At 52.1% G+C, this 21,225-nt stretch carries 20 protein-coding genes; 8 read left to right on the forward strand and 12 right to left on the reverse strand.

What is annotated here, in order from left to right; translation table 11 throughout:
* Positions 1-5: 5 nt before the first annotated feature.
* Positions 6-1,916 carry a bifunctional diguanylate cyclase/phosphodiesterase gene (locus VPR01S_RS15420; RefSeq protein WP_021706288.1) on the forward strand — a complete coding sequence of 637 codons (1,911 nt, stop codon included), beginning with the start codon at positions 6-8 and terminating at the stop codon, positions 1,914-1,916.
* Between the two features lie 18 nt (positions 1,917-1,934).
* Positions 1,935-4,052, forward strand: a complete 2,118-nt coding sequence (locus VPR01S_RS15425; RefSeq protein ID WP_021706289.1) for a type I secretion system permease/ATPase — start codon at positions 1,935-1,937, stop codon at positions 4,050-4,052.
* A gap of 123 nt (positions 4,053-4,175) precedes the next feature.
* Here VPR01S_RS15425 and tnpA read toward each other — a convergent pair whose 3' ends face one another.
* From tnpA to VPR01S_RS15445, 4 genes are all read right to left on the reverse strand, one after another.
* Positions 4,176-4,637 (reverse strand): IS200/IS605 family transposase, encoded by a 462-nt coding sequence (gene tnpA, locus VPR01S_RS15430; RefSeq protein ID WP_021706290.1) that lies wholly within the window; start codon positions 4,635-4,637, stop codon positions 4,176-4,178.
* A gap of 176 nt (positions 4,638-4,813) precedes the next feature.
* Positions 4,814-5,248, reverse strand: coding sequence for a YccF domain-containing protein (locus VPR01S_RS15435; RefSeq protein WP_021706291.1), 435 nt, complete (start codon positions 5,246-5,248; stop codon positions 4,814-4,816).
* A gap of 11 nt (positions 5,249-5,259) precedes the next feature.
* A complete protein-coding gene (locus VPR01S_RS15440; RefSeq protein WP_021706292.1) occupies positions 5,260-5,550 on the reverse strand; it encodes an antibiotic biosynthesis monooxygenase family protein in 291 nt (96 codons plus the stop codon).
* A 29-nt stretch (positions 5,551-5,579) separates the two neighbouring features.
* On the reverse strand, positions 5,580-6,308 hold the full coding sequence (locus VPR01S_RS15445) for a sulfite exporter TauE/SafE family protein (protein WP_021706293.1): 729 nt from the start codon (positions 6,306-6,308) through the stop codon (positions 5,580-5,582).
* Between the two features lie 259 nt (positions 6,309-6,567).
* On the opposite strand from VPR01S_RS15445, the gene mrdA reads away from it, so the two are divergent.
* Positions 6,568-8,481 (forward strand): penicillin-binding protein 2, encoded by a 1,914-nt coding sequence (gene mrdA / locus VPR01S_RS15450; RefSeq protein ID WP_021706294.1) that lies wholly within the window; start codon positions 6,568-6,570, stop codon positions 8,479-8,481.
* Between the two features lie 35 nt (positions 8,482-8,516).
* On the opposite strand, the gene VPR01S_RS15455 is transcribed toward mrdA, so the two are convergent.
* Genes VPR01S_RS15455 through VPR01S_RS15465 form a run of 3 tightly spaced genes read right to left on the reverse strand, consistent with a single transcriptional unit; the run spans position 8,517 to position 10,113 of the window.
* Entirely contained in the window at positions 8,517-9,095 is a 579-nt protein-coding gene (locus VPR01S_RS15455; protein ID WP_021706295.1) for a DJ-1/PfpI family protein, read from the reverse strand.
* Positions 9,092-9,694, reverse strand: a complete 603-nt coding sequence (locus tag VPR01S_RS15460) for a glutathione S-transferase N-terminal domain-containing protein (protein WP_021706296.1) — start codon at positions 9,692-9,694, stop codon at positions 9,092-9,094. Before VPR01S_RS15460 ends, VPR01S_RS15455 begins: the two co-directional genes overlap by 4 nt.
* The gene (locus tag VPR01S_RS15465; RefSeq protein ID WP_021706297.1) at positions 9,691-10,113 is read right to left on the reverse strand and encodes a rhodanese-like domain-containing protein; all 423 of its coding nucleotides are present in this window, start codon (positions 10,111-10,113) and stop codon (positions 9,691-9,693) included. The genes VPR01S_RS15460 and VPR01S_RS15465 overlap by 4 nt, the downstream gene beginning before the upstream one ends.
* 131 nt (positions 10,114-10,244) lie before the next feature.
* On the opposite strand from VPR01S_RS15465, the gene VPR01S_RS15470 reads away from it, so the two are divergent.
* Complete coding sequence (locus VPR01S_RS15470; protein WP_021706298.1) at positions 10,245-11,183, forward strand: helix-turn-helix domain-containing protein; 939 nt, start codon at positions 10,245-10,247, stop codon at positions 11,181-11,183.
* Between the two features lie 32 nt (positions 11,184-11,215).
* Here the strand turns inward: VPR01S_RS15470 and VPR01S_RS15475 are convergent, their stop codons facing one another.
* Together VPR01S_RS15475 and rihA are read right to left on the reverse strand one after the other, a co-directional pair.
* Entirely contained in the window at positions 11,216-11,572 is a 357-nt protein-coding gene (locus tag VPR01S_RS15475) for a rhodanese-like domain-containing protein (protein ID WP_021706299.1), read from the reverse strand.
* Between the two features lie 24 nt (positions 11,573-11,596).
* Positions 11,597-12,550: a pyrimidine-specific ribonucleoside hydrolase RihA gene (rihA, locus tag VPR01S_RS15480; protein WP_040902885.1), complete on the reverse strand. Its 954-nt coding sequence runs from the start codon at positions 12,548-12,550 to the stop codon at positions 11,597-11,599.
* Positions 12,551-12,966: 416 nt separating this feature from the next.
* On the opposite strand from rihA, the gene VPR01S_RS15485 reads away from it, so the two are divergent.
* Together VPR01S_RS15485 and VPR01S_RS15490 are read left to right on the forward strand one after the other, a co-directional pair.
* Positions 12,967-14,223, forward strand: coding sequence for an aromatic amino acid transport family protein (locus VPR01S_RS15485; RefSeq protein WP_021706301.1), 1,257 nt, complete (start codon positions 12,967-12,969; stop codon positions 14,221-14,223).
* Between the two features lie 136 nt (positions 14,224-14,359).
* Positions 14,360-14,968 carry a hypothetical protein gene (locus VPR01S_RS15490; protein WP_021706302.1) on the forward strand — a complete coding sequence of 203 codons (609 nt, stop codon included), beginning with the start codon at positions 14,360-14,362 and terminating at the stop codon, positions 14,966-14,968.
* Positions 14,969-15,082: 114 nt separating this feature from the next.
* Here VPR01S_RS15490 and VPR01S_RS15495 read toward each other — a convergent pair whose 3' ends face one another.
* Positions 15,083-17,044 carry a starch-binding protein gene (locus VPR01S_RS15495; RefSeq protein ID WP_021706303.1) on the reverse strand — a complete coding sequence of 654 codons (1,962 nt, stop codon included), beginning with the start codon at positions 17,042-17,044 and terminating at the stop codon, positions 15,083-15,085.
* A 299-nt stretch (positions 17,045-17,343) separates the two neighbouring features.
* Here VPR01S_RS15495 and VPR01S_RS15500 point away from each other — a divergent pair, with 299 nt between their 5' ends.
* Positions 17,344-17,556 (forward strand): hypothetical protein, encoded by a 213-nt coding sequence (locus VPR01S_RS15500; RefSeq protein ID WP_021706304.1) that lies wholly within the window; start codon positions 17,344-17,346, stop codon positions 17,554-17,556.
* Positions 17,557-17,623: 67 nt separating this feature from the next.
* Here the strand turns inward: VPR01S_RS15500 and VPR01S_RS15505 are convergent, their stop codons facing one another.
* Entirely contained in the window at positions 17,624-18,886 is a 1,263-nt protein-coding gene (locus tag VPR01S_RS15505; protein WP_021706305.1) for a hypothetical protein, read from the reverse strand.
* A gap of 257 nt (positions 18,887-19,143) precedes the next feature.
* Between VPR01S_RS15505 and yegD the strand changes: the two genes are divergently transcribed.
* Positions 19,144-20,496, forward strand: coding sequence for a molecular chaperone (yegD, locus tag VPR01S_RS15510; RefSeq protein ID WP_021706306.1), 1,353 nt, complete (start codon positions 19,144-19,146; stop codon positions 20,494-20,496).
* Between the two features lie 38 nt (positions 20,497-20,534).
* On the opposite strand, the gene VPR01S_RS15515 is transcribed toward yegD, so the two are convergent.
* Entirely contained in the window at positions 20,535-21,107 is a 573-nt protein-coding gene (locus tag VPR01S_RS15515) for a lipid-binding SYLF domain-containing protein (RefSeq protein WP_021706307.1), read from the reverse strand.
* Positions 21,108-21,225 lie beyond the last annotated feature (118 nt).

Consider the following 21,225-nt stretch of genomic DNA (forward strand, 5'->3'; position numbering starts at 1 on the left):
GCAATATGACGTTATATAAACAACTTGTCGCCGGTATGATAGCAGTGTTCTTACTGTTGATGACTTCGGTGTTTATCATCGAATTTAATACCACGCGTAATAATCTAGAGCAGCAACAACGCTCAGAGGTCAACAACACCATCAACACGGTTGGCCTTGCTCTGGCGCCGTATCTGCAGGACAAAGATCAGGTCGCCGTGGAATCGGTGATCAACGCCCTGTTTGATGGCAGCAGCTACTCCATTGTTCGACTCACGTTTCTCGATAACGGTGAAGAAATTCTGCGTTCCTATCCAGTGCAGCCTAACGGGGTTCCAGAATGGTTCACCAACCTGCATTTGTTTGAAAAAATCCAAGACAGCCGGGTTGTCACCAGTGGTTGGATGCAATTGGCCGAAGTTGAAATTGTCAGCCACCCTGGGGACGCCTACGCCCAGTTGTGGAAAGCCTTTGAGCGACTGGTTGTCGCCTTCGGAACCATTTTCTTGATTGGGTTGGTGTCGATTGCCTTTATCCTCAAACGTGCACTGCGCCCACTGACACTGATAGTAAGAAAGATGGAACAGGTGGCGCGCAACCAGTTTGGGGATCCGCTGCCACGTCCAAACACCAAGGATTTAACCTACGTTGTCGATGGCATCAACAGCATGTCGGCTCAGGTTGAAAAAGCCTTCAAAGCCCAGGCGAAAGAAGCTCAGCAACTGCGTGAACGGGCCTACATCGACCCTGTTTCTCAGTTAGGTAACCGCGCGTACTACATGAGTCAGTTGAACTCATGGTTAAGCGAGAGTGCTATTGGTGGCGTAGTGATCCTGGAAGCCAGTTTCATCAAAGAGTTGTATGAAGAAGACGGGTATGAAGCCGGCGACGGTATGGTGCGCGAACTGGCCGACCACCTCAAGGTGTCCATCAACGCCCAAGACGTCACCATAGCCCGTATCTCCAGCCACGAGTTCGGCTTTATTTTCCCGAACATGGATGAGGAAGAACTGAAAGTCACTGCCGATGGTATCGTCAACTTTGTGCAGGACATCGACGCCGATCCAACCGGCACCGCCTCTGCGGAAGTCTCCCTCGGGGTAGTACACAACGAAACCCGCAAGTCACCAAGCGAGATCCTGACGCTGCTCGACAATGCGCTGGCCAGTGCCAAAGCCAATCCGGATCTGCATTACGGTTACGTGTCGCATGAAAACAATCAGAACCTGATGGGTAAACAGCAGTGGAAAGCTCTGGTAGAAGAAGCGATTCACAACGACTGGATCACCTTCCGCCTGCAGTCAGCCAACAACAGCGCCGGTCAGACATATCACCGCGAAGTCTTTTCGGCCATCGAACACGATGGCGTACGCTACAGTGCCAACCAGTATCTGTACGCACTGGAGCAGCTTCAAACCAGCCATATTTTCGACCAGTACGTGATCGAGACTATGATCGAGAAACTCAGCAGCGGTGAGATCCAGGACTCCATCGCCATCAACATCGCTCAGAGCAGTATTTCGCAGCCAAGCTTTATCCGCTGGATCACTCAGATTCTTAACCGCCACAAATCTCTGGCCGAGAAACTGCACTTTGAGATTCCGGAAAGTTGCTTCATTAACACGCCGCACCACACCGCCCTGTTCTGTAATGCGGTCCGTGCTGCCGGCGCAGATTTTGGTGTCGATAACTACGGCCGTAACTTCCAGTCACTCGATTACGTGAATGAGTTCCGTCCTGCTTATGTGAAACTGGACTATCTGTTCACGCACCATTTGGATGATGAGAAACAGAAGTTTACCCTGACGTCGATTTCGCGGACGGCGCACAACCTGGGCATCACCACCATTGCGTCTAGGGTCGAAACGCAAACTCAGCTCGACTTCCTGTCGGAGCACTTTATTGATGTCTTCCAGGGCTTCATCGTCGATAAATAAACAAAAAGGTCGTTGTGCATGCAAGATCCGCTATTAACTTCGCTCATCTACGTCAGCCGTTACTACGGGTTAGCGAATTCACCAGAAGCGCTGATAAATGGCTTACCGCTCGCGGATGGCAAATTAACCCCGTTCCTCTTCCCCCGCTCCGCCGAGCGGGCGGGACTGGTGGCCAAAGAAAACCGCTCTGGCCTTACCGAGATCTCCCATCTGATTCTGCCGGCTGTCTTGCTGCTGAAAGGCGGCGATGCCTGCGTACTGAACAGCATCAACCGCGACACGCAAGAAGCGGAAATCGTGACCGGTGAATCCGGTTTAATGCCGGTGTCCATTCCTCTCAGTGAACTGGAAGAGCTATACATTGGTCGCTACTTTCTGGTCAAAAAGCAGTTTCGATACGACGAACGCTCCCCGGAAGTGCTCAAAACCCGTGATGGTCACTGGTTCTGGAGCACCATCTGGCAATCGAAAAACATTTACCGTGATGTGCTGATCGCTTCGATCCTGATCAACCTGTTTGCCATCGCAGCGCCCATGTTTACCCGTTTGGTGTACGACAAGGTGGTCCCGAATCTGGCCTTTGAGACCTTGTGGGTACTCGCCAGCGGTATTTTCGTTATCTTCTTATTTGACCTGTCCCTCAAGTTGCTGCGCAGCTACTTCATTGATGTGGCCGGTAAGAAGTCCGACATTTTGATCTCATCCAAACTGTTCAGCAAAGTGATGGGGATTAGAATGGAGTCCAAGCCCCCTTCGGTTGGCGCGTTTGCCCGTCATCTGCAAGAGTTTGAATCAATCCGTGAATTCTTCACTTCAGCGACCATTTCATCGCTGATCGACCTGCCATTTGCACTGTTGTTCCTGTTCTTGATTTGGATGATGGCCGGTAGTCTGGTCCTGGTGCCGATCGTCGGGGTCGCTATCCTGGTGATTTACTCCCTGCTGATCCAGGGCCCGCTGCGCCGGACCATCGAGGAAGGTTCACGCCTGGCATCACAGAAATACGCCAACTTGATTGAGAGTCTCGCCGGGCTGGAAACGGTGAAACTGTTTGGTGCGCAAAGCCAGTTCCAGTTCCGCTGGGAAGAAGCGGTAGCGCACATGGCAAACTGGAACATCAAAAGCCGCCGCATCACCGATGGTATTCAGAATACCGCAGGGTTTGTGCAGCAGGCGTCCAACGTCGGCATGATCATTCTCGGTGTGTATCTGATAGCGGAAGGCGACCTGACCATGGGCGGGCTCATTGCCGCGACCATGCTGAGCGGCCGGGCGATTGGCCCAATGGTCCAGTTGTCTCTGCTTTCGACACGTTACAATCAGGCCAAATCGTCCATGACCATCATTGAACAGGTCATGTCGATGCCGGATGAGCAGGAAGAAGGCAAACGCTACATTCACCGTCCGATTGTGCACGGCAAGATCGAACTGGATAAAGTCACTTTCCATTACCCGGATTCTCCGGTAGCGTCGATCCGCGATCTCAGTCTGACCATCAATCCAGGCGAAAAAGTCGCCATCATTGGTCGGATCGGTTCAGGAAAAACCACACTGGAGCGGTTGATCATGGGTCTGTACAAGCCGACAGAAGGCCATGTTCGTATTGATGATACCGACATCGAACAGCTGCATCACATCGACATCCGCCGCAATATAGGTTGTGTTCCTCAGGACTCTAACCTGTTCTACGGTTCGATTCGCGACAACATTACTCTCGGCCGTCCACTGGCTGACGACCGCGACGTCATGGATGCAGCGAATCGCGCCGGTGTCACCGTATTCACGCAACAAGATCCCGCAGGTCTGGAGCGCCAGGTCGGTGAAGGGGGTCTGTTGCTCTCTGGTGGTCAGCGCCAGTCGGTAGCCATTGCTCGTGCTCTGCTGGGACGCCCGCCTGTACTGCTGATGGACGAGCCGACCAGTGCAATGGATAACCGCTCTGAAATGCACATCAAACATCAGCTCAGTCAGCTTAGCTCAGACGAGACCCTGATTCTGATTACGCACAAAACCTCGATGCTGGACATTGTTGACCGAGTGATCGTGATGGAAAAAGGCTTCGTGATTGCCGACGGACCGAAGTCTCAGGTTCTGCATGACCTCAAGCAAGGCAAAGTCCGAGCAATAAACGGCTGATAACTTTTCTACCTTGAAAAAAAGTATCCACCGGCATAGCCGGTGGTTTTTCATATGCGCCTATAAGGCTCTCCTACTAGCAGCGCCCTAGCAGGCGCGTAGTGATCTGACATTTGCATATGACTATTTCCTGCGGCCCGTAAACGGGCTACCTGAATACGGGATCGACAATTGCTCTCCCATTTTATCCTGTTCTAGTTGGTGCTTTATGTAACTTTGTATCTTGCCAGTGTTTTTTCCTACCGTATCGACATAATACCCTCGACACCAAAATTCTCGATTCCTGTACTTGAACTTCAAATCCCCAAATCGCTCATAGAGCATCAAGCTACTTTTTCCTTTCAAATACCCCATAAATGATGAAACACTCATCTTCGGTGGTATTTCTAAAAGCATATGAATATGATCTGCGCAGCATTCCGCTTCAATAATATTCACACTTTTCCATTCACATAGCTTTCTAAGTATCTCGCCTACTGCTCTTCGTTTCTCACCATAGAACACCTGCCTTCTGTACTTTGGTGCAAAAACTACATGATATTTACAATTCCATCGCGTGTGCGCTAAGCTCTTTTCGTCCCCCATTGGGACCCCCTTTCAATTCTTAATTAACTCTTGCAGTTGCCAGACCACAAGACGTTTTTATCAAATTGAAAGGGGTTATATAACTAACTTATAGCTGTAAGCTTTACGGAACCCCCAGCCTAGCTGGGGGTTTTCTCCATACAAAAAAGAGCCCCTCATCGGGGCTCATATACCGCTTACTTGTTGTATTTCGAATAACGCGCCACGGCCGCTTCTTCTTTCGGCACCACGGTTTTACCAATCGGGGCCAGTGAAATATACGCCAGTTTCAGGTGCTGCAGCGCAAACGGAATACCTATGATGGTAATAAAGCACGCCACAGCGGACATAATATGACCGATGGCCAGCCAGATACCCGCGAGTAAAAACCAGATCACGTTGCCGATAAAACCCAGCGGGCTGGTTCCGATGTCGGTTTCATTGGTCAACTCATCACGCGAGATCGCTTCGTAGCCGAACGGGAAAAAAGAAAAGTTCCCCATCACGAAACAGGCACGTCCCCATGGAATGCCGATAATGCTGATAAAAGCCAACAAACCAAACAACCACCACGCCAGCCCCATAAAGACGCCGCCGCAAATAAACCAAATAATGTTACCTAACGTTCTCATTGTCGCTCCTTTCAGAAAACCCGTTCATAATGCTCCACGGTGGGGAATGGGTGGTAAAAATGATGTAAAAGTTGCTTCCATTCCTGATATTGAGGCGATTGGCGAAATCCCTGCTCATGATCCTCAAGCGTTTCCCAGTTGACCAGTAAGAGATACTGGTCAGGGGTTTCCAGACAACGCTGTAATTGATGCGCGATATAGCCCGGCATAGAGGCAATGATAGTCTGTGCCTGGGCGAAGTTCCGCTCAAATTGCGTGGATAATTCTGGTTTCACATTCAATATAGCGACTTCCAGTATCATGATGTTTCCTTAATCTGGGATGAACGAGTTTAGTTGAACCCTTGCCACACGGCTGTCGCCCCGCTGACCGAGCAGAGCAAAAGCGCGCCCATTCGAATGTTGTCCTTGGGCAGACTGTGGGTGGTAAGCCGGGCCAGTTTGTAGCCAAGCCAGGCCGCTGGTAATAGAGGTATCGAAATCCACACATGGTGAAGTGTAAAAAAGCCAGCGGGAATCTGAATGATCAGCGAGATCAGCGAGCTGAACACAAAAAAGGCCGACAAATTTCCTCTCAGCTGATTGGCTTCCTGATGTTGCAGCAGCAATGCCATGGGCGGACCACCGATCGCAGAACTGGTGCCAAAAAAACCGGAAAAGAAACCGGCCACGCCCATCCGCATAGGGGTCGGCTCAATCCGAAACGGCAACAGACTCACCGCAACCGCAAACAGTACCAAGAACCCCAACCACAGTGCCAGTACATCCGTCGACACCATGACCAATAGCACGCCGCCGGCAACTGAACCTGGCACCCGGCCAATTAACGCCATTTTCAAACCGCCGATTTCCACGCTGTCACGATGTTTTAGCGCGTTAAGCACAGAAATAAACAATGCCACCAGGCAGATCGGCGCTGGCACATAGTCCGGCGACACCAGAAACAGTAACGGAGCAGCCACAATCGCCAGCCCAAAGCCAATCGCAGTTTGGACAAATGACCCGACAAAAATAAGAAATGCGGCAATCAACGCCGGTGTGGAGATCCATTCAGACAGCATGAGTTTCATCATCAAGTCAGCACGAGAGAACGCTCATGATAATCGATAGTGTTTAAAAAAGATGCAGTTGAGAACAAATAGCCCAAAAGCCACGCGAATCTCAACGCAGGGCCACAAAGTTGACATTGCTCGTACAATTACTGAAACGATCCTCGTTAGAGTACCGACTAAGTGTAACTAAATGTAACAACATCACCGCCTTTCCCTGGCGGCCTGCTCTTCTCAGTGCATCGATGTAACCTTACGAGCTCAAGATACAATGAATTTTCATCAACGCACGCCCATTCGTAATCATGAAGAAGAAATTAAACTGTTCAAACGGCGCGCCATTGCGGCTTTTTTTGGCATTGTTGCCCTGATCGGGGTGCTGATTGCCAACCTGTACAACCTGGAAGTCAATCATTACAAAGATTATAAAACCCGATCTAACGACAACCGCATCAAAATCTTACCTATCGCTCCGACACGCGGCTTAATCTACGACCGCAACGGCGTCTTGCTGGCAGAGAATCAACCCATCTACAACCTGGACATGATCCCTGAACAGGCGGGCGATGTGGATACCCTGCTGCAAAAACTCTCCCCATTCATCACTCTGACACCGGAAGAAACCGATGCGTTCAAAAAGCGCTACCAGCACACACGTGGATTTCTGTCGGTGACGATCAAAAGTGAGCTAAATGAACAGGAAGTCGCCCAGTTTTCGGTGCATCAGTACGCGTTTCCCGGCGTGTCAGTCAGTGCCGATCTCAAACGCTACTATCCGTTCGGAGAGATTCTGACCCACGTGCTGGGCTATGTCTCGCACATCAATGACCGTGATCTACAACGCCTTGATAAAGAGGGAAAGCTCACGAACTATCAGGCGACTCGCAACATCGGTAAGCTGGGCGTAGAGCGTTACTACGAAGACATACTGCATGGCACCAAAGGCTATGAAGAAGTGGAAGTCAACAGCCGTGGTCGGGTGATCCGAACCATCAAATACGTCCCACCTGTCGCCGGTAAGGACATCGTACTGAACATCGACATTAAACTGCAGCAGTTTGTCTTTGACCAGTTGGATCACCGTCAGGGCAGTGCGGTGGTCTTGGATCCGCAAGACAACAGCGTGCTGGCGATGGCCTCCAGCCCAAGCTACGATCCCAACCCGTTTGTCAACGGCATCTCTGGGCAAGCCTATCGTGCACTGCTGAGCGATCCGTCTCACCCGCTTGTGAACCGCGTCACCCTCGGCGTCTATCCACCAGCGTCAACGGTGAAACCTTTTATGGCCGTCGCCGGCTTGTCTGAACACGTGATCACTCCCAATACGGTGCGAAACGATCATGGCGTGTGGCGAATTCCTGGCTCAAAACGGAATTCTAAAGCGTGGCGCGACTGGAAACGCTGGGGTCATGGCAATGTGGACGTCACATTGGCGATCGAAGAATCGGTCGACTCCTTCTTCTATCAGGTGGCGTATGATCTGGGTATTGACCGCATTTCAACCTGGATGAACAAATTCGGCTTCGGTAGGCCCACGGGGATCGACATTCGTGAAGAGAGCAGCGCGAACATGCCGACGCGTGAGTGGAAAATGGTCCGTCATCATGTCCCCTGGTACCAAGGCGATACCGTTCCGATTGGGATCGGTCAGGGGTACTGGACCGCCACCCCGCTGCAAATCGCCAAAGCAACGTCTGTGTTGCTCAATCACGGAAAAGTGATGCCGCCCCACCTGCTTCGCGCCGTCTTAGATCACGGTGAACAGTTCAGTCACGCCAAAGAGTGGGAACCCAAACCGCTGCCAGCGATTACAGGCGTCCCGGCTCAAGACTGGGATATTCCGATCAACGCGATGCGACTGGTAAATGAAGGCAGCCGCGGCTCCGGACGACGAGCATTTAAAGGGGCGCAATATTCAAGTGGCGGTAAGTCTGGTACGGCTCAGGTGTTCGGCCTGAGAAAAGACGAAGTGTACAACTCCAAAAAACTGGCCAAGAACCTGCTTGATCATGGCTTGTTTACGTCATTTGCACCGTTTCAGCATCCGCGCTACGTCACTACCGTGGTGATTGAACACGGCAACGGCGGCTCACGGGTCGGTGCACCTTTTGCCCGTAACGTGTTTGATTACCTGCTGGTGGACAGGACAAAACCAGAGCAAGACAAAGAACCAACGCGTTCCTAAGCAAAAGAGCCTGTGATGTCACAGGCTCTTTTCGTTTACGGCGACGCTTGCCAGCGATATTCCATCTGGACAGCCGTGCGCTCTGCCAAGGTGCGTTCCGCCAGAAGTGCGACCAGAGACAAACTCATATCAATACCCGCCGAAATGCCTCCAGAGGTCATCACGTGTCCCTGCTCAACCCAACGCGTGTCTGTGAGCACAGATAATGCTGGATAACGCGCTTGCAACGCCGCCTGATCTTCCCAATGCGTGGTGACACTCAATCCATCTAAGATGCCCGCTTCCGCTAGCAAGAAGGCGCCGGTACACACCGACGCTATTCGACTCACTTGCCGGGCCTGCTGGCGGATCCAGTTTATCACTGCTGGCTTATCGAGCTGTGCTTGATGCAGCCCCCCGACGACCAGCAACATGTCCAGCGGCGGATGGTTGGCGAAGTGATAATGCGGGCTGATCATCATACCGCCGCGCGCTTTCACCAGAGCATCCTCCTGAGCAATAAAAAAAATCTGCCAGTCATTCTGAGCGAGTCTGCGGGCCGTACTGAACACTTCAAATGGCCCAGCAAAATCAAGCACTTCGGCATCGTCATAGATGTAAATTCCGATGTTCATGCGCCCGCCTCCCGCCACAACCGGGCTTGCTTTAACGCCTCCTTAAGAGCAGGCCAACGCAACAGTTGATGCTGGTATTCTCCGGCTGACCCAACGAGCTCAAGCCCGTAGTGCTGCAACCTGACGGCCATCACAGCAAAAAACGCGTCCACCACACTGGGCTGAGCAAAATAGAAGTGACTGTTCGCGTTGGAAAAGATCCGTTCTATCCTCGTCAATTCACGCTGCATCGCTGCGTCCGGTTGCACTGGCGTCACAGCGTCCAAGGTAAACGGACACCGACTTCTCAACAGCGGGAATCCAGCGTGAAGTTCGGCACACAAACTGCGGGCCAGCGCGCGTTGCGCGGTATCTGACGGGTACAAATTGCCATCACTTTGTTCGTTCAAATATTCCGCAATCGCCAGCGAATCGTGTACCTCGATATCCCCGTCCTTAAGCACCGGAACCAGCCCGGTTGGTGATAACCGGTGAAGCTGTTTCGAGGCCTCACCACGGGACAAATCAATAATCTCAAGCTCCGGCATGAATCCGGCCAGACTGGCGCACAGCCAGCTGCGCAGCGACCAGGTCGAGTCGCGTCCCACGATCAGTTTCATACCGTCACCTCACCCTCTTCCGTCAGCCCTGACCTCAGTTCAAATCCTTCGTCCAGCCAACCGGTTACGCCACCGATCATCTTTTTCACCGGGCGTCCCAGTTTGGCTAACCGGATCGCGGCTTTCTCAGTACCATTACAGTGTGGCCCGGCACAATACACAACAAACAGGGTATCGAGCGGAAACTCGGCCAGATTGTTGAAGTTCAGGCGTGGGTGCGGAATATTGATCGCCCCGGCTATGTGCCCCTGCCGGTAAAGTTCGCCCCCCCGCACATCGATCAGGACAAAATCCTGCAACCCATTGGTCATTGCGTGGTGAACGTCCCAGCAATCGGTTTCAAACCGTTGAAGGGCTGAAAAATGTGCCAAAGCGGCGTCGCTGTCGGCAGCTGGAATTCGGGAAACGGCGCTTGTCATAACGTGTCCTTGTTGTGTGATTGACCAGATCTTATTGTGGCTCTCATTCTGGCTCTCGGACACTGGCGAAAAAGCCATAGTGCGTTAATATCAAGCCAAGTTTATCCACATGAGTCCCATGGAGAGGCCTGATGAAAAAAGTGGCGATTCTTACTCACGCCCACGCATCGCTGTTTGAGCTCGCCTGCGCCGCAGAGCTGTTTGCCCTGCCGAGACCAGAGTTTGAGCAGTGGTATCACACCGAAGTGGTCAATCTCGAGCATCAGCCGTTTGTCACCACTGGCGAGGTATTATTGCAGGCACGGAACGTAGACAGTCTGGAACCCTACGACATGCTGGTGATCCCGAGCTGGCCGACTCGGCCAACAACCACAGACACAGAGATTCACCGTCAGGTCGCACGCTTTGCCGAAGCCGGCAAACGAATTCTGACGTTTTGTTCCGGGGCCTTTCTTCTCGCTGAACTGGGATTACTTGATGGCCGCCAAGCCACAACGCACTGGCAGTTTGAAGCGCGTTTTCGGGCCCGCTTTCCTCATGTGGATTACGCACCAAACGTCCTGTATGTATTTGATGGTCAAATTGGCTGCTCCGCTGGCAGTGCAGCAGCACTGGATCTTGGGCTCGCCGTGATTCGCCGCGATTTTGGCTACGCCACGGCCAATCAGGTCGCCAAACGCCTGGTGGTCTCCGCGCATCGACACGGCGGACAATCTCAATTTGTCGACACGCCGATGCTGGAAGTACCGAATCAGTTTTCTGAGGCTCTCAACTGGGCCAACCACAATTTGCATCAGCCCATCCACATTGACATGCTGGCAGCCAAAGCCAATATGTCGCGCAGGACATTTGACCGTAAGTTTCGCACCAGCTTTCACCAGTCACCAAAAGAGTGGCTGACACAGCAGCGGATCGAACGCGCCAAAGGCTTACTGGAAAGCGACGCACACAACATGGATCAACTGGCCCAGTTGTCTGGTTTTGAAAACGCCATGACCATGCGCCACCATTTTCGCCGTCTGGTTGGCGTCTCTCCCAAGCAGTACCGAGCCCAATTCAGCCGATCATAACGTCGGTTGTCCGACACGCGGTCAATAAGCGGTCATGGCTTCACTGCCAGCATTTCTTCCAGCCCACCCCCGTTGTGCAGTTGAGTAAAGCCCGCTTGCCGGAGATAGTCATACGCTTTGGCAGAGCGGTTACCGCTGCGACAATAGAGAACGATCGGGGTGTTTTTGTCCAGATGATTGAAAGCGGTTGCCACGTCACTCAGCGGGTAGTTGCGTGCACCATCCAGATGCTGTTGTTCAAACTCTTGCGGCGTTCGGACGTCCACCACTATGGCTCCTTGCACAATCCACTGCCAGGCGGTATCGGCCCGCTCCGACGCTAGCAGCGGCAACGGTGCAGCCAGCAAACATGCACACAATACACTCTTTACGATCCATTGCTGTTTCATCCTCATCTCCTTGATTGAAGTGCGTTACCCGATCGGATGGCTGGTTGTGTATCCCTCCAGACGTGCTACCAGAAGATCCACAAACCGCTGCCGGTCAACATCCAGTACAACGTCGGCATTTGCCTCCCGCCCGGATAACTGAAACAAATCTACGACCGTCATACCTTGAGTATACTCGCCCTGAGTTTCGACCCCGACCCAGCATGCACGCGTAGTAAAAAGTTCCGGTGCCAGCAGCCAGGCAATCGTACACGGATCATGAAGCGGTGCGCCGTCAAAACCCCATTTTGGATCCTGATGATAGATGAGGAAAAAGTCGAGCAGCTCAGCTACCGTTGTCGCAATGCGATTGTTGACCCTGCGAATACGGTCAACATCGTGCGCCAGGATTTGCGCTTTATGGGTAACATCCAGACCACACATGGTGATCGGCACCCCAGCACGAAACACCATATCGGCGGCTTCCGGGTCGACATATATGTTGAATTCAGCCGCCGCGGTCCAGTTGCCAAAATCCGCTGCGCCTCCCATCAACACAATACGTTCTATCTTGGGGATCAGATCGCGGTGCGTAGCCAGTAACAGTGCCACGTTGGTTAGCGGGCCGGTGGGCACAATCGTCACGGGATGCTCACTGCTTCGCAATACAGAAGCCATCAGCGACACGGCATCCGTTTGTTGGGCCAAAAAGCCGGGCTCAGGAAGAGAAGGGCCATCCAAACCACTTTCACCATGCACATTGTCGGCAATCACCAACTCTCTTTTCAATGGTTTAGCGGCGCCAGCCGCGACGGGAATGTCGCAGCGGTCCAGCAGGGTTAGAATTCGTAACGCATTATTTAGCGTTTTGTCTGGGGTTTGATTGCCAGCACTGGTGGTCACGGCGCGAATGTCCAACTCCGGCGACGCGCACGCCAGAATCAGTGCAATAGCGTCGTCATGTCCAGGATCACAATCTAAGATTATCGGTATCGTCATCAACAATGTCCTCATGATGGACTCCATGAACTGCACTCTAACTCGTTGTCGAGACAGAAGCTGTGAAAGCGCTCGCCAATATGCATCAAAACAGACTGCCCGAGTCAATCTGTTACAGCTTTGCTGCATCCCTATTTTCCCTGCCACCAAATTGCAACATAAAACAAACAAAAGTGTGGCTAAACCGGCAAATAATAAACAAATCCAATAAACTAAACTTGATTAATTTTTTGAAACTTAAATCTAAAAATAAAAATATTATTGAAATTAAAAACTGGATTTAATAATTTTTCATAGTTTCATAGATCTATAAAAACCAGAACATACAGAATTAATACCTGCAACATTTGTGTGATATATAGTTTCAAAATGTATAACATTCCTGGACTAAAATATTAGAAAGAAGCGAGTCTAGGGTGAAACAAACTATAGAACTATCAAAAAACAGTGACCTGTCAGCAGGCGCGACATGGACACGCCATGATACACATTGGGTTTTAAGCCTGTTTGGTACCGCCGTCGGAGCTGGCATACTGTTTCTTCCAATCAATCTCGGTATTGGTGGGTTCTGGCCGTTAATGATCATGGCCGTCCTGGCATTCCCGATGACATTTCTGGCCCACCGGGGGCTAGCAAGATTTGTGCTTTCTTCGCAAAATAAGCAATCGGATTTTACTGACGTGGTGGAAGAACACTTCGGCGCTCAGGCTGGACGCCTGATTTCCCTGTTGTATTTTCTGTCTATTTTTCCGATTCTGTTGATTTATGGCGTCGGCCTGACCAATACCGTCGAAAGTTTTCTGATTAATCAGGCTGGCATGGCGTCACCACCGCGTGTGCTCTTGTCTGGTGTGCTGGTGTTCACCATGATTGCGATCATGATGGGTGGCGAGAAATTGATGCTTCGCGCATTCGCCGCAATGGTGTACCCACTGGTTGCAATTCTTGGCTTTTTGTCTCTGTACCTTATCCCAAACTGGCAAATGCCGTCACTGGATATGCCAAACATCGCCAACTTCAGTCAAACACTGTGGCTTGCCGTCCCCGTCGTCATTTTTTCGTTCAGTCACGCGGCAGCCATTTCCAGTTTTGTCGGCGTACAACGTCGCCACTATGATGATCAGGCAACGGTCAAATCCGAGCAGATTTTAAAGCGTACCAGCATTATGCTGATTGCCTTTGTGCTGCTGTTTGTCTTCTCTTGCGTGTTGACGCTTTCTCCGCAGCAACTCGCTGAAGCTAAACAGCAAAACGTCTCTGTACTGTCTTATCTGGCCAATGTCACTCACAACCCGTTTATTGCCACTTTGGGCCCGCTGGTCGCATTCATCGCCATTACTTCCTCGTTCCTTGGCCACTTCCTCGGCGCACGTGAGAGTCTGAATGGCTTGGTGACTAAACACAGCGACCTGAGCTACTCACAAGCCGACAAACTGGGCGTGGTAGCGATGTTCTTTGCGATCTGGTTTGCGGCTGTCATGAATCCGAGCATTCTGGGCATGATGGAAGCACTGTCTGGCCCGGTCATCGCCATGATTCTGTTCATCATGCCAATGATCGCGGTCTATAAAGTGGATTCGCTCAAAGCATACCGTGGCCGACTGAGTACGTACTTTATTCTGCTGGCCGGCGCTCTGGCCATTTCTGCCTTACTGTTCAGCCTAATAGACTAACCAGACAAAGCTCCTTCGGGAGCTTTTTTGTTGCCCCCATCCCCCTCTCCTGCTCCGCACCAATCACTCAGATATATTTGTCTTATCCGTCATTTCACCTAGCTTTCTTTTATCCTCAGAACAAAAGGAACCGATCATGCTGAGACTCTCCGTTGCCGACGCGCTGGAACGCCGGGCAGATTATGGCTGTGCCACGCTTGGACACTCTGCGTATTCTATCTATCAGTTACTCCTGCGCGATCAAGCTCATTTTCAGGCCGGCCAAAAAAAGTTTTTGCAGGTCATTAACGATATCCGTCTGTTGTATAGCCGAGCTTCAATGTACAACGAGGGCGGTGCTTGCGTGTTTAAGGGTGGCCAGGTCGAAGTAGCGGACAATAAAATGTTCTACCAATATTGGCTGGCGTTACTGAACAACGGAGATCTCGACGGCGGATCACGCACCGGTATGTCTTCTCACAACAGTACCGATGAACAATTTGAAATTCTGTTCCCAAACCGGTGGGGAAATTTGCTGTTTGGTACCCGTAACGGCGGCACTTGGTTTCAGACCGAAGCGTACGGATTTACGGCCCCGATGAGCACCTGGGGCGGGTTTAAAGATACGATGGGCCATGCCAGCACCACCGTTCAATACTACGGCAGTTTCAAGACTTATCAGGTCGGTACTTGTGGCTACTCATCTCATACCGAATCCAACCCACTGCGACTGGCTTATCGGATGGTGCCCAATGAACCAACTTAATCCATTCATCGCATCTGTGTTTTAAACATTGTGACGCTCTCAACACCTTGCGAGATACACCGCGACAACGATTAGTCAGAAAGCGGCACAGCTCATCACCGTGCCGCTTTGACGTTACTGCGAAGTCACGGTGATGGCCTTCGTCTGGCTGTCAAACGTGATCGTGTAGGTGGCATAATCACCGACTTGATAATCAGCACTTGGATACGACTCACTCCAGTTACCATCATCAATTTTAAAGCGTGCGGGCGACTCCTCCCCGTTAAAGCTCTGCACCGTAGTGTACAGGCCTGTCGCAGCCTCATAAGTGAGTGCGCTCACGCCCCAACCGTTTGAGGTTCCACGGAAATACCAACTCTCGTTGCCCACATTGCTACTCTGGCAGAAGTCACTGTCACGCCACGTTCCGTTCTGGTAACACAACGTCGGACTGCTGGCGGTCAGATCAGCGGTTTGGCTGGCGCCGTTATCGCTGAAAATTACCTGAAGTGAATTGAGACCGACACCAAAATCGTAGCAGTAACCGCCATTTTCAGCCGTCATCGCGACGCCCGGCCAGGTTGCATTCGCTACGGCCTGATCCGCATTGACATTCCAGTAATGCAAATACGGTTGGCTAAAGTTTTGTGCATTGTCAAAGCAGACTTTTGTCTCTGCGGCCGTGCCGCCACAGTCCTGGCACACGGAGCCGAGTTTCGCGCCAATGTGAATCGCAGCGGCCTGATGACTACCGACAGTAAAATGTGCATACCCCTGACTGTCGACGGTGATCGTCGTAGCGCTGCAATGACCGCTCTGGGTGTCGAAATCACCGGCAATGATGTCACAATACTCGCCAGCGGGCATTCCCGTCTGGAAACTCTGATTGATGCCTTTATTGTCATCTCGATTGATCACCACAAAGCCCAGCCCGCCACGACCAAACGCCACCTGATTGTAACCATCGTCCCACCAGTCAGTGACCTGCCACTGGGCTGCTGTGTGGTTGCGAAACGCCACCATGTTGGCTACACCACGCCATTTGTGTTCGCAGACCCAATCACCGCCATCAAAGCCACACGCATTACCAGAATGTACCCCTGTCGATGGTGGCCCGGCATCAAAATTACTGAAGTAGTACCCCGACATCACTTTTGGGTAGCCGTAAGGATACGCCAGAGTAAACACGTTACCGAGGAAATACAGATTGCCAAAGTCCTGATGGCTGAGAACCTGGCCAGGGTTATGGCGTTCTTCGTCATGGTTGGTCACAAAGGTCACCGCATCGTCGCTGCTCAGCCAGCCGCTCCACGAACCAATCCCCTGCAGGTCTTTAATACCACCTTGCTTAAATTTAGGCCCGATGGTCCGGGCGAAGTTAAATTCCGTCACGTCTCCAATATACGTGTACTCGCTGGTTTGTACCGGCTCCCCTGCCGCCCCGATAACCTCCTGATAGATATACGGGCTGCCGTTGAGCTTGCTCTTGATCGCCGCGATGTCGCCGGCCGGGATATGCTTGGCGGCATCAATCCGAAACCCCGCCACGCCCAGACTGAGCGCATCGTTCATATAGTCTGCAATTTTCTGCCGAACGTATTCTGACTCGGTTTTGAGATCGTTCAGCCCAACCAGATCGCAATTTTGAATCGACCAGCGGTTGGAATAATCGATATCGCCCGTGCAACTGTGAAAATCATTACTTCTGTAAGGCACTTCTGGAAAATAGCGATCTTGTGCTGCCATATGGTTGATCACCGCATCCAGATAAATATCGACCCCCACCGCTTTACAACGCTGGACCATATCCGCAAATTGAGCCCGGGTTCCACTGCGCCCTTCAAAAAAGTAACTAACAGGTTGGTAGCGCGCCCACCAGGCAGCATTGCTGACGCTTTTTTGCGGCGGAGACACCTGAACCGCAGAGAACCCCTTAGGGCCAAGAAAGGTTTCGCATTCGGTGGCAATATCCGGCCAACTCCATTCGAATAAATGGACAAATGCGGTTCGTGGCACCTCCGCAGCGACGGATGGTGTCACACCGCTCAGACCTCCGAACAAAAGGAGCCCGGCAGATAAACTCTTTTTGAATTTCATATTCTTCCCTTCAATTAAAAAACAAAAAAATAAAGGCTGCTAAGCACACCCGTGTGCTAAAAAAGCCATCAAAAACTGTAAGAGAAGAACCGCTGAATGCCTCAATATCCGTTTGATATTGTGAGAGTTATCATCAATTGTGGTGGTGAAAGTTTCCCCTTGTCAGATATGGTCACATTTTGTACAAAAGAGAGTAAGAGCGGTAGGAAAGTGAAGCAGAATCGCGGTTGGAAATAGAAAATAGCCATGTATTTCATGTGGTTAGAAATATGACAGTTCGGCGACAAGGCCTACATAATGTGACGTTCAGTCAAAATGTGTCACCCCGCACGCGCTCCGCCACCGGGGCCACCTTATCAGATCACGTGTTCGGTTTTTTGCCAAACGGCCAAGTCAGACAACAACTGAAAACCGATAGCCTGCAGAAACTGACACCCGGCCTGGTCGCCATACCCAACCAGAACGAGTTGGGGATGCTGGCGCGCAACCGACTGAACCAGCTTCTGTTGTGAGTGCACTTATCTTGGACAGCCCGCCTCTGAAACACCAGAGCCACGCTCAGCGGATGTGATCCGCCTGTCACTCACGCTGAATGATACGGTTAACAAAGTCGTACAGCCTGCTGCGAACTTCATACTCTCGCTCAGACAAGTGCGCGGGAGAGTGTTTGTCGACGTGTCGAATCTGGCGTTCCCGCTCGTGCAGCGAATCTCCGACCCGCAAATAGATCTGGTTAAGAAACGCCATGGTTTTTTCCATCAGCAGTTCGCTTTCCAGACAGGTCAGTATTCGTGTTGAATCGGGCACGTCGGCTAACTCCGCCAGAATATCTATCGCGTGCTGAGAATACCCGGCCGTTTGGGCTGCAAACAGCTGAAACTCCTCCCGGCCATCTGCCCAGCGCCATAAGTAAGGCGCATGTTTCAGTGTGCCCAGGCCAATCACAACCACTTGATCGTCAAAATACAATTCCAGGCGCCGGTCCCAGATGTCACTGCCTTTACCGCCTTGCACTTCAAACACCATTTGGTGCTCCTTTGCCTGCAACGTCCCCTGTGCATACAAATACGTTTCCGCACCAGGCTGACGCAGTAAATCCACATGCATGAGCGCCTCTAGCTGTGCTCCTGTCACATCAAAGCCACTGACCTCCCAGGCGGAATATTGCAGCAGACGCACCAGACCCGCGATAGCATGGACTCCCATGTCCAGCCCGAGTCCGGCGCCACCGGCCATCTCCGGTTCCAGCAGCCGACGCTGATTGATCGCCGCAATGTTGTGCTTCAGTCGAAATGCGTCTAACGCCGGCACGCTGTTAACAGGGTTATCACTGGCGACGGCAATGATTTTATTTGGCCGTTTGGTGGACAATGCATCGTCACGCTTCAGATACGCCTCCAGAGAGGGGGCCACCAGCGCGGTATCGACAAAGTAAAACCGCGTGCCCCGCGCACGCATGGCCGGGATCAGTTGGTGGAAACCCCGCTCACACTGGCGCAGCGAAAACGACGGTTTTTCCACCACAATCAAGCTGTTAGAAGAGAGTCCGTGTTGATACAAATCCTCAATCAACGGCAGGTGGGTCGCGACTGGGGTGAGCAGGAAGCTGGCGGCAACGGATTCTGTCGAATGTTGTTGTCTGTAGGCTTGCAGCGAAGCATAAACATCGGCGTACTCAAACGCGTATTGCTGACGCCGTAATAGTGCGTCCGGGTGACTGACGGCCGGATCTATCGCCACCAGATGAAAGCGACGTTGCAGTTTACGAAGTAGCGGTTGATAAAGGGCAATAACCGAACTTTTGGGGTCGCCCAACCCGCCAAATACCAGAATGGTTTCCATGGTTTGTTCTCCCAAATCGTGCAAGATTGTGCAGGTGAGTGATCAGCCTAACAGTCGCTGCGACGAGAAATGTGTATAGCAAGTCAATCTGCGTCAGCAAGCGATGAAATCTAAGCTTGCGCTTACTCAGCGGCCATTTCAGCCGGCGCTTCACAATTTTGGCGGAACCCTATGCAACAGCCAAAATTCAACTAGAGAAGCGGCCCGGCTTGAGGTAGCATCTCCGACCTTTTTTCGCGATAAGTTGGAGGTGGCACATGTATATAGGTTTTGATTACGGTACAGCAAACTGCTCGGTAGCCCAGATGGTGGGCAAGGAGCCCCAACTGATTGCGCTGGAACAAGAAGGTTTGTACATTCCGTCAACCCTGGCCGCTCCGACCCGAGAGTCGGTGTCTGAACACCTGTTTCGCCATCGCCGTATCTCACCGGCTGATAGCACAGGTGAGCAGTTATTGCGCCGTGCCATTGCCACCAACCAAGAAGAAGACATCGAGCTCCATCCTGATGATGTGGTATTCGGTCAGGCGGCACTGACCCGCTATCTCGACGACCCGCAAGAAGTCTATTACGTTAAATCCCCTAAATCGTTTCTGGGCGCAATCGGGCTTCGAGACGTACAACTGAGCTTCTTCGAAGATCTGGTGTGCGCCATGATGGCCAACATCAAAGCACAGGCCGAATACCACACTCAACACAGTATTGATGATGCCGTCATTGGCCGGCCAATCAACTTCCACGGGCGCGGTGGCGAAGCGTCAAACCAGCAGGCCGAACGGATTCTCCACCGGGCCGCGAAACGTGCGGGATTCCGTCATGTTGAGTTTCAGTTTGAACCGGTCGCCGCCGGTCTGGAATACGAAGCCACACTCCACCAGGACAAAACCGTTCTGGTGGTGGATATCGGCGGCGGCACCACCGACTGCTCGCTGATTCAAATGGGCCCTTCTTTTTGCGGCCAGGCCCAGCGCGAGCACAGTCTGATCGCACACAGTGGCCAACGGGTAGGCGGTAACGATCTGGATATCCATCTGACGTTTAAACAACTGATGCATCCTTTCGGCCTTGGCAGCAAAACCAATGACGGGCTGGATATCGCTTTGACACAATTCTGGAACCCGATCGCCATCAATGACGTCAGCGCCCAGAGTAAGTTTTATGCCCGGGAAAACTTGGCAGAACTTCAACGTCTGGTCAAAAACGCACAGGAGCCACAAAAACTTGCCCGTCTGATGGCGGTGTATCAGGATACCCTGGGCTATAGCCTGGTGAAGAAAGCGGAAGAAGCCAAAATTGCGCTGTCTGAGCGCCAAAGCATCACCACACAACTGAAGATAATGTCGGATCTGTGTGAGGTCGAGATTCACCGTGACGCCATGATCGAGGCGATCGCAGCGCCACAACGCAAAATGGTGGAACTGGTGAGTGAGGCGGTCACCTTAGGTGGGATTAAACCGGATGTAATCTTCATGACCGGCGGCTCGGCCCGATCACCGATTCTGAAAGCAGCCGTACAACAGACGCTACCCGGCATTCCAGTGGTGAGCGGCAACTATTTCGGCTCCGTCACGGCAGGGCTGGCTCGTTGGGCACAGGTTTGCTTTCGTTGATTCGGAGGCCGGCCGCTTAATCGCGGCCGGCAGACGGATTACTCGGAATGCTCAATCACGTCATCGGTAAAATCGGTTTCCCAGAACTTGTAGCCTTGCACTGTCGCCTGAGCGGCTGCCCCCCACAAGGCCGTCTGAAAGACTTTCACCCCATTGGCATCATATGAGGTATTGGCGGCAGCCTGATCACCCTCTTCGGTGGTTTTCGCGGTCGCATCTGCTTTAGCCCCGGCGTCCCACCCTTCTTCTTCAAACCGCTTCATCGCTACTTGATTATTAAATGCGTAAACAAACGCAATTTTCTTAAACCCGAGCCCAAGCCCGGCTCCCAGCGATGCAAAACGATAATAGCTGATAGCCCCACCCTTGTGATACGTGCACACGCCGCCCCCTGACGCAGCCGCCAGCAGATAGCTGTCACTGCCAGTACACACCAGATACGCCATACTACCCGCCACCGCAGACTTAGCCCCAGCGTGCTCGTTGTAAATTTCCTGTAGCGCGGCATTGGTTTCCTTCTGAGCATTTTTCTTTTTCGCCGCGGGTGTGTCACCGGTGGCGCAACCGGCCACCAAAGCCGCCAGCGTGATTGCAAGCCAGGTTTTGTGCATGGTCTCTCCTTAAGCAAACGCGTGTCCTGTCCATTTATGCTAGTACATAAACGCATTAAGCCACGTTTCTTGCGATATTTTGTCTTCGTAACCCTTCCCACGCCCCGGCGAAGAAGAC

The organism is Vibrio proteolyticus NBRC 13287 (genome assembly GCF_000467125.1).
Classification (GTDB): domain Bacteria; phylum Pseudomonadota; class Gammaproteobacteria; order Enterobacterales; family Vibrionaceae; genus Vibrio; species Vibrio proteolyticus.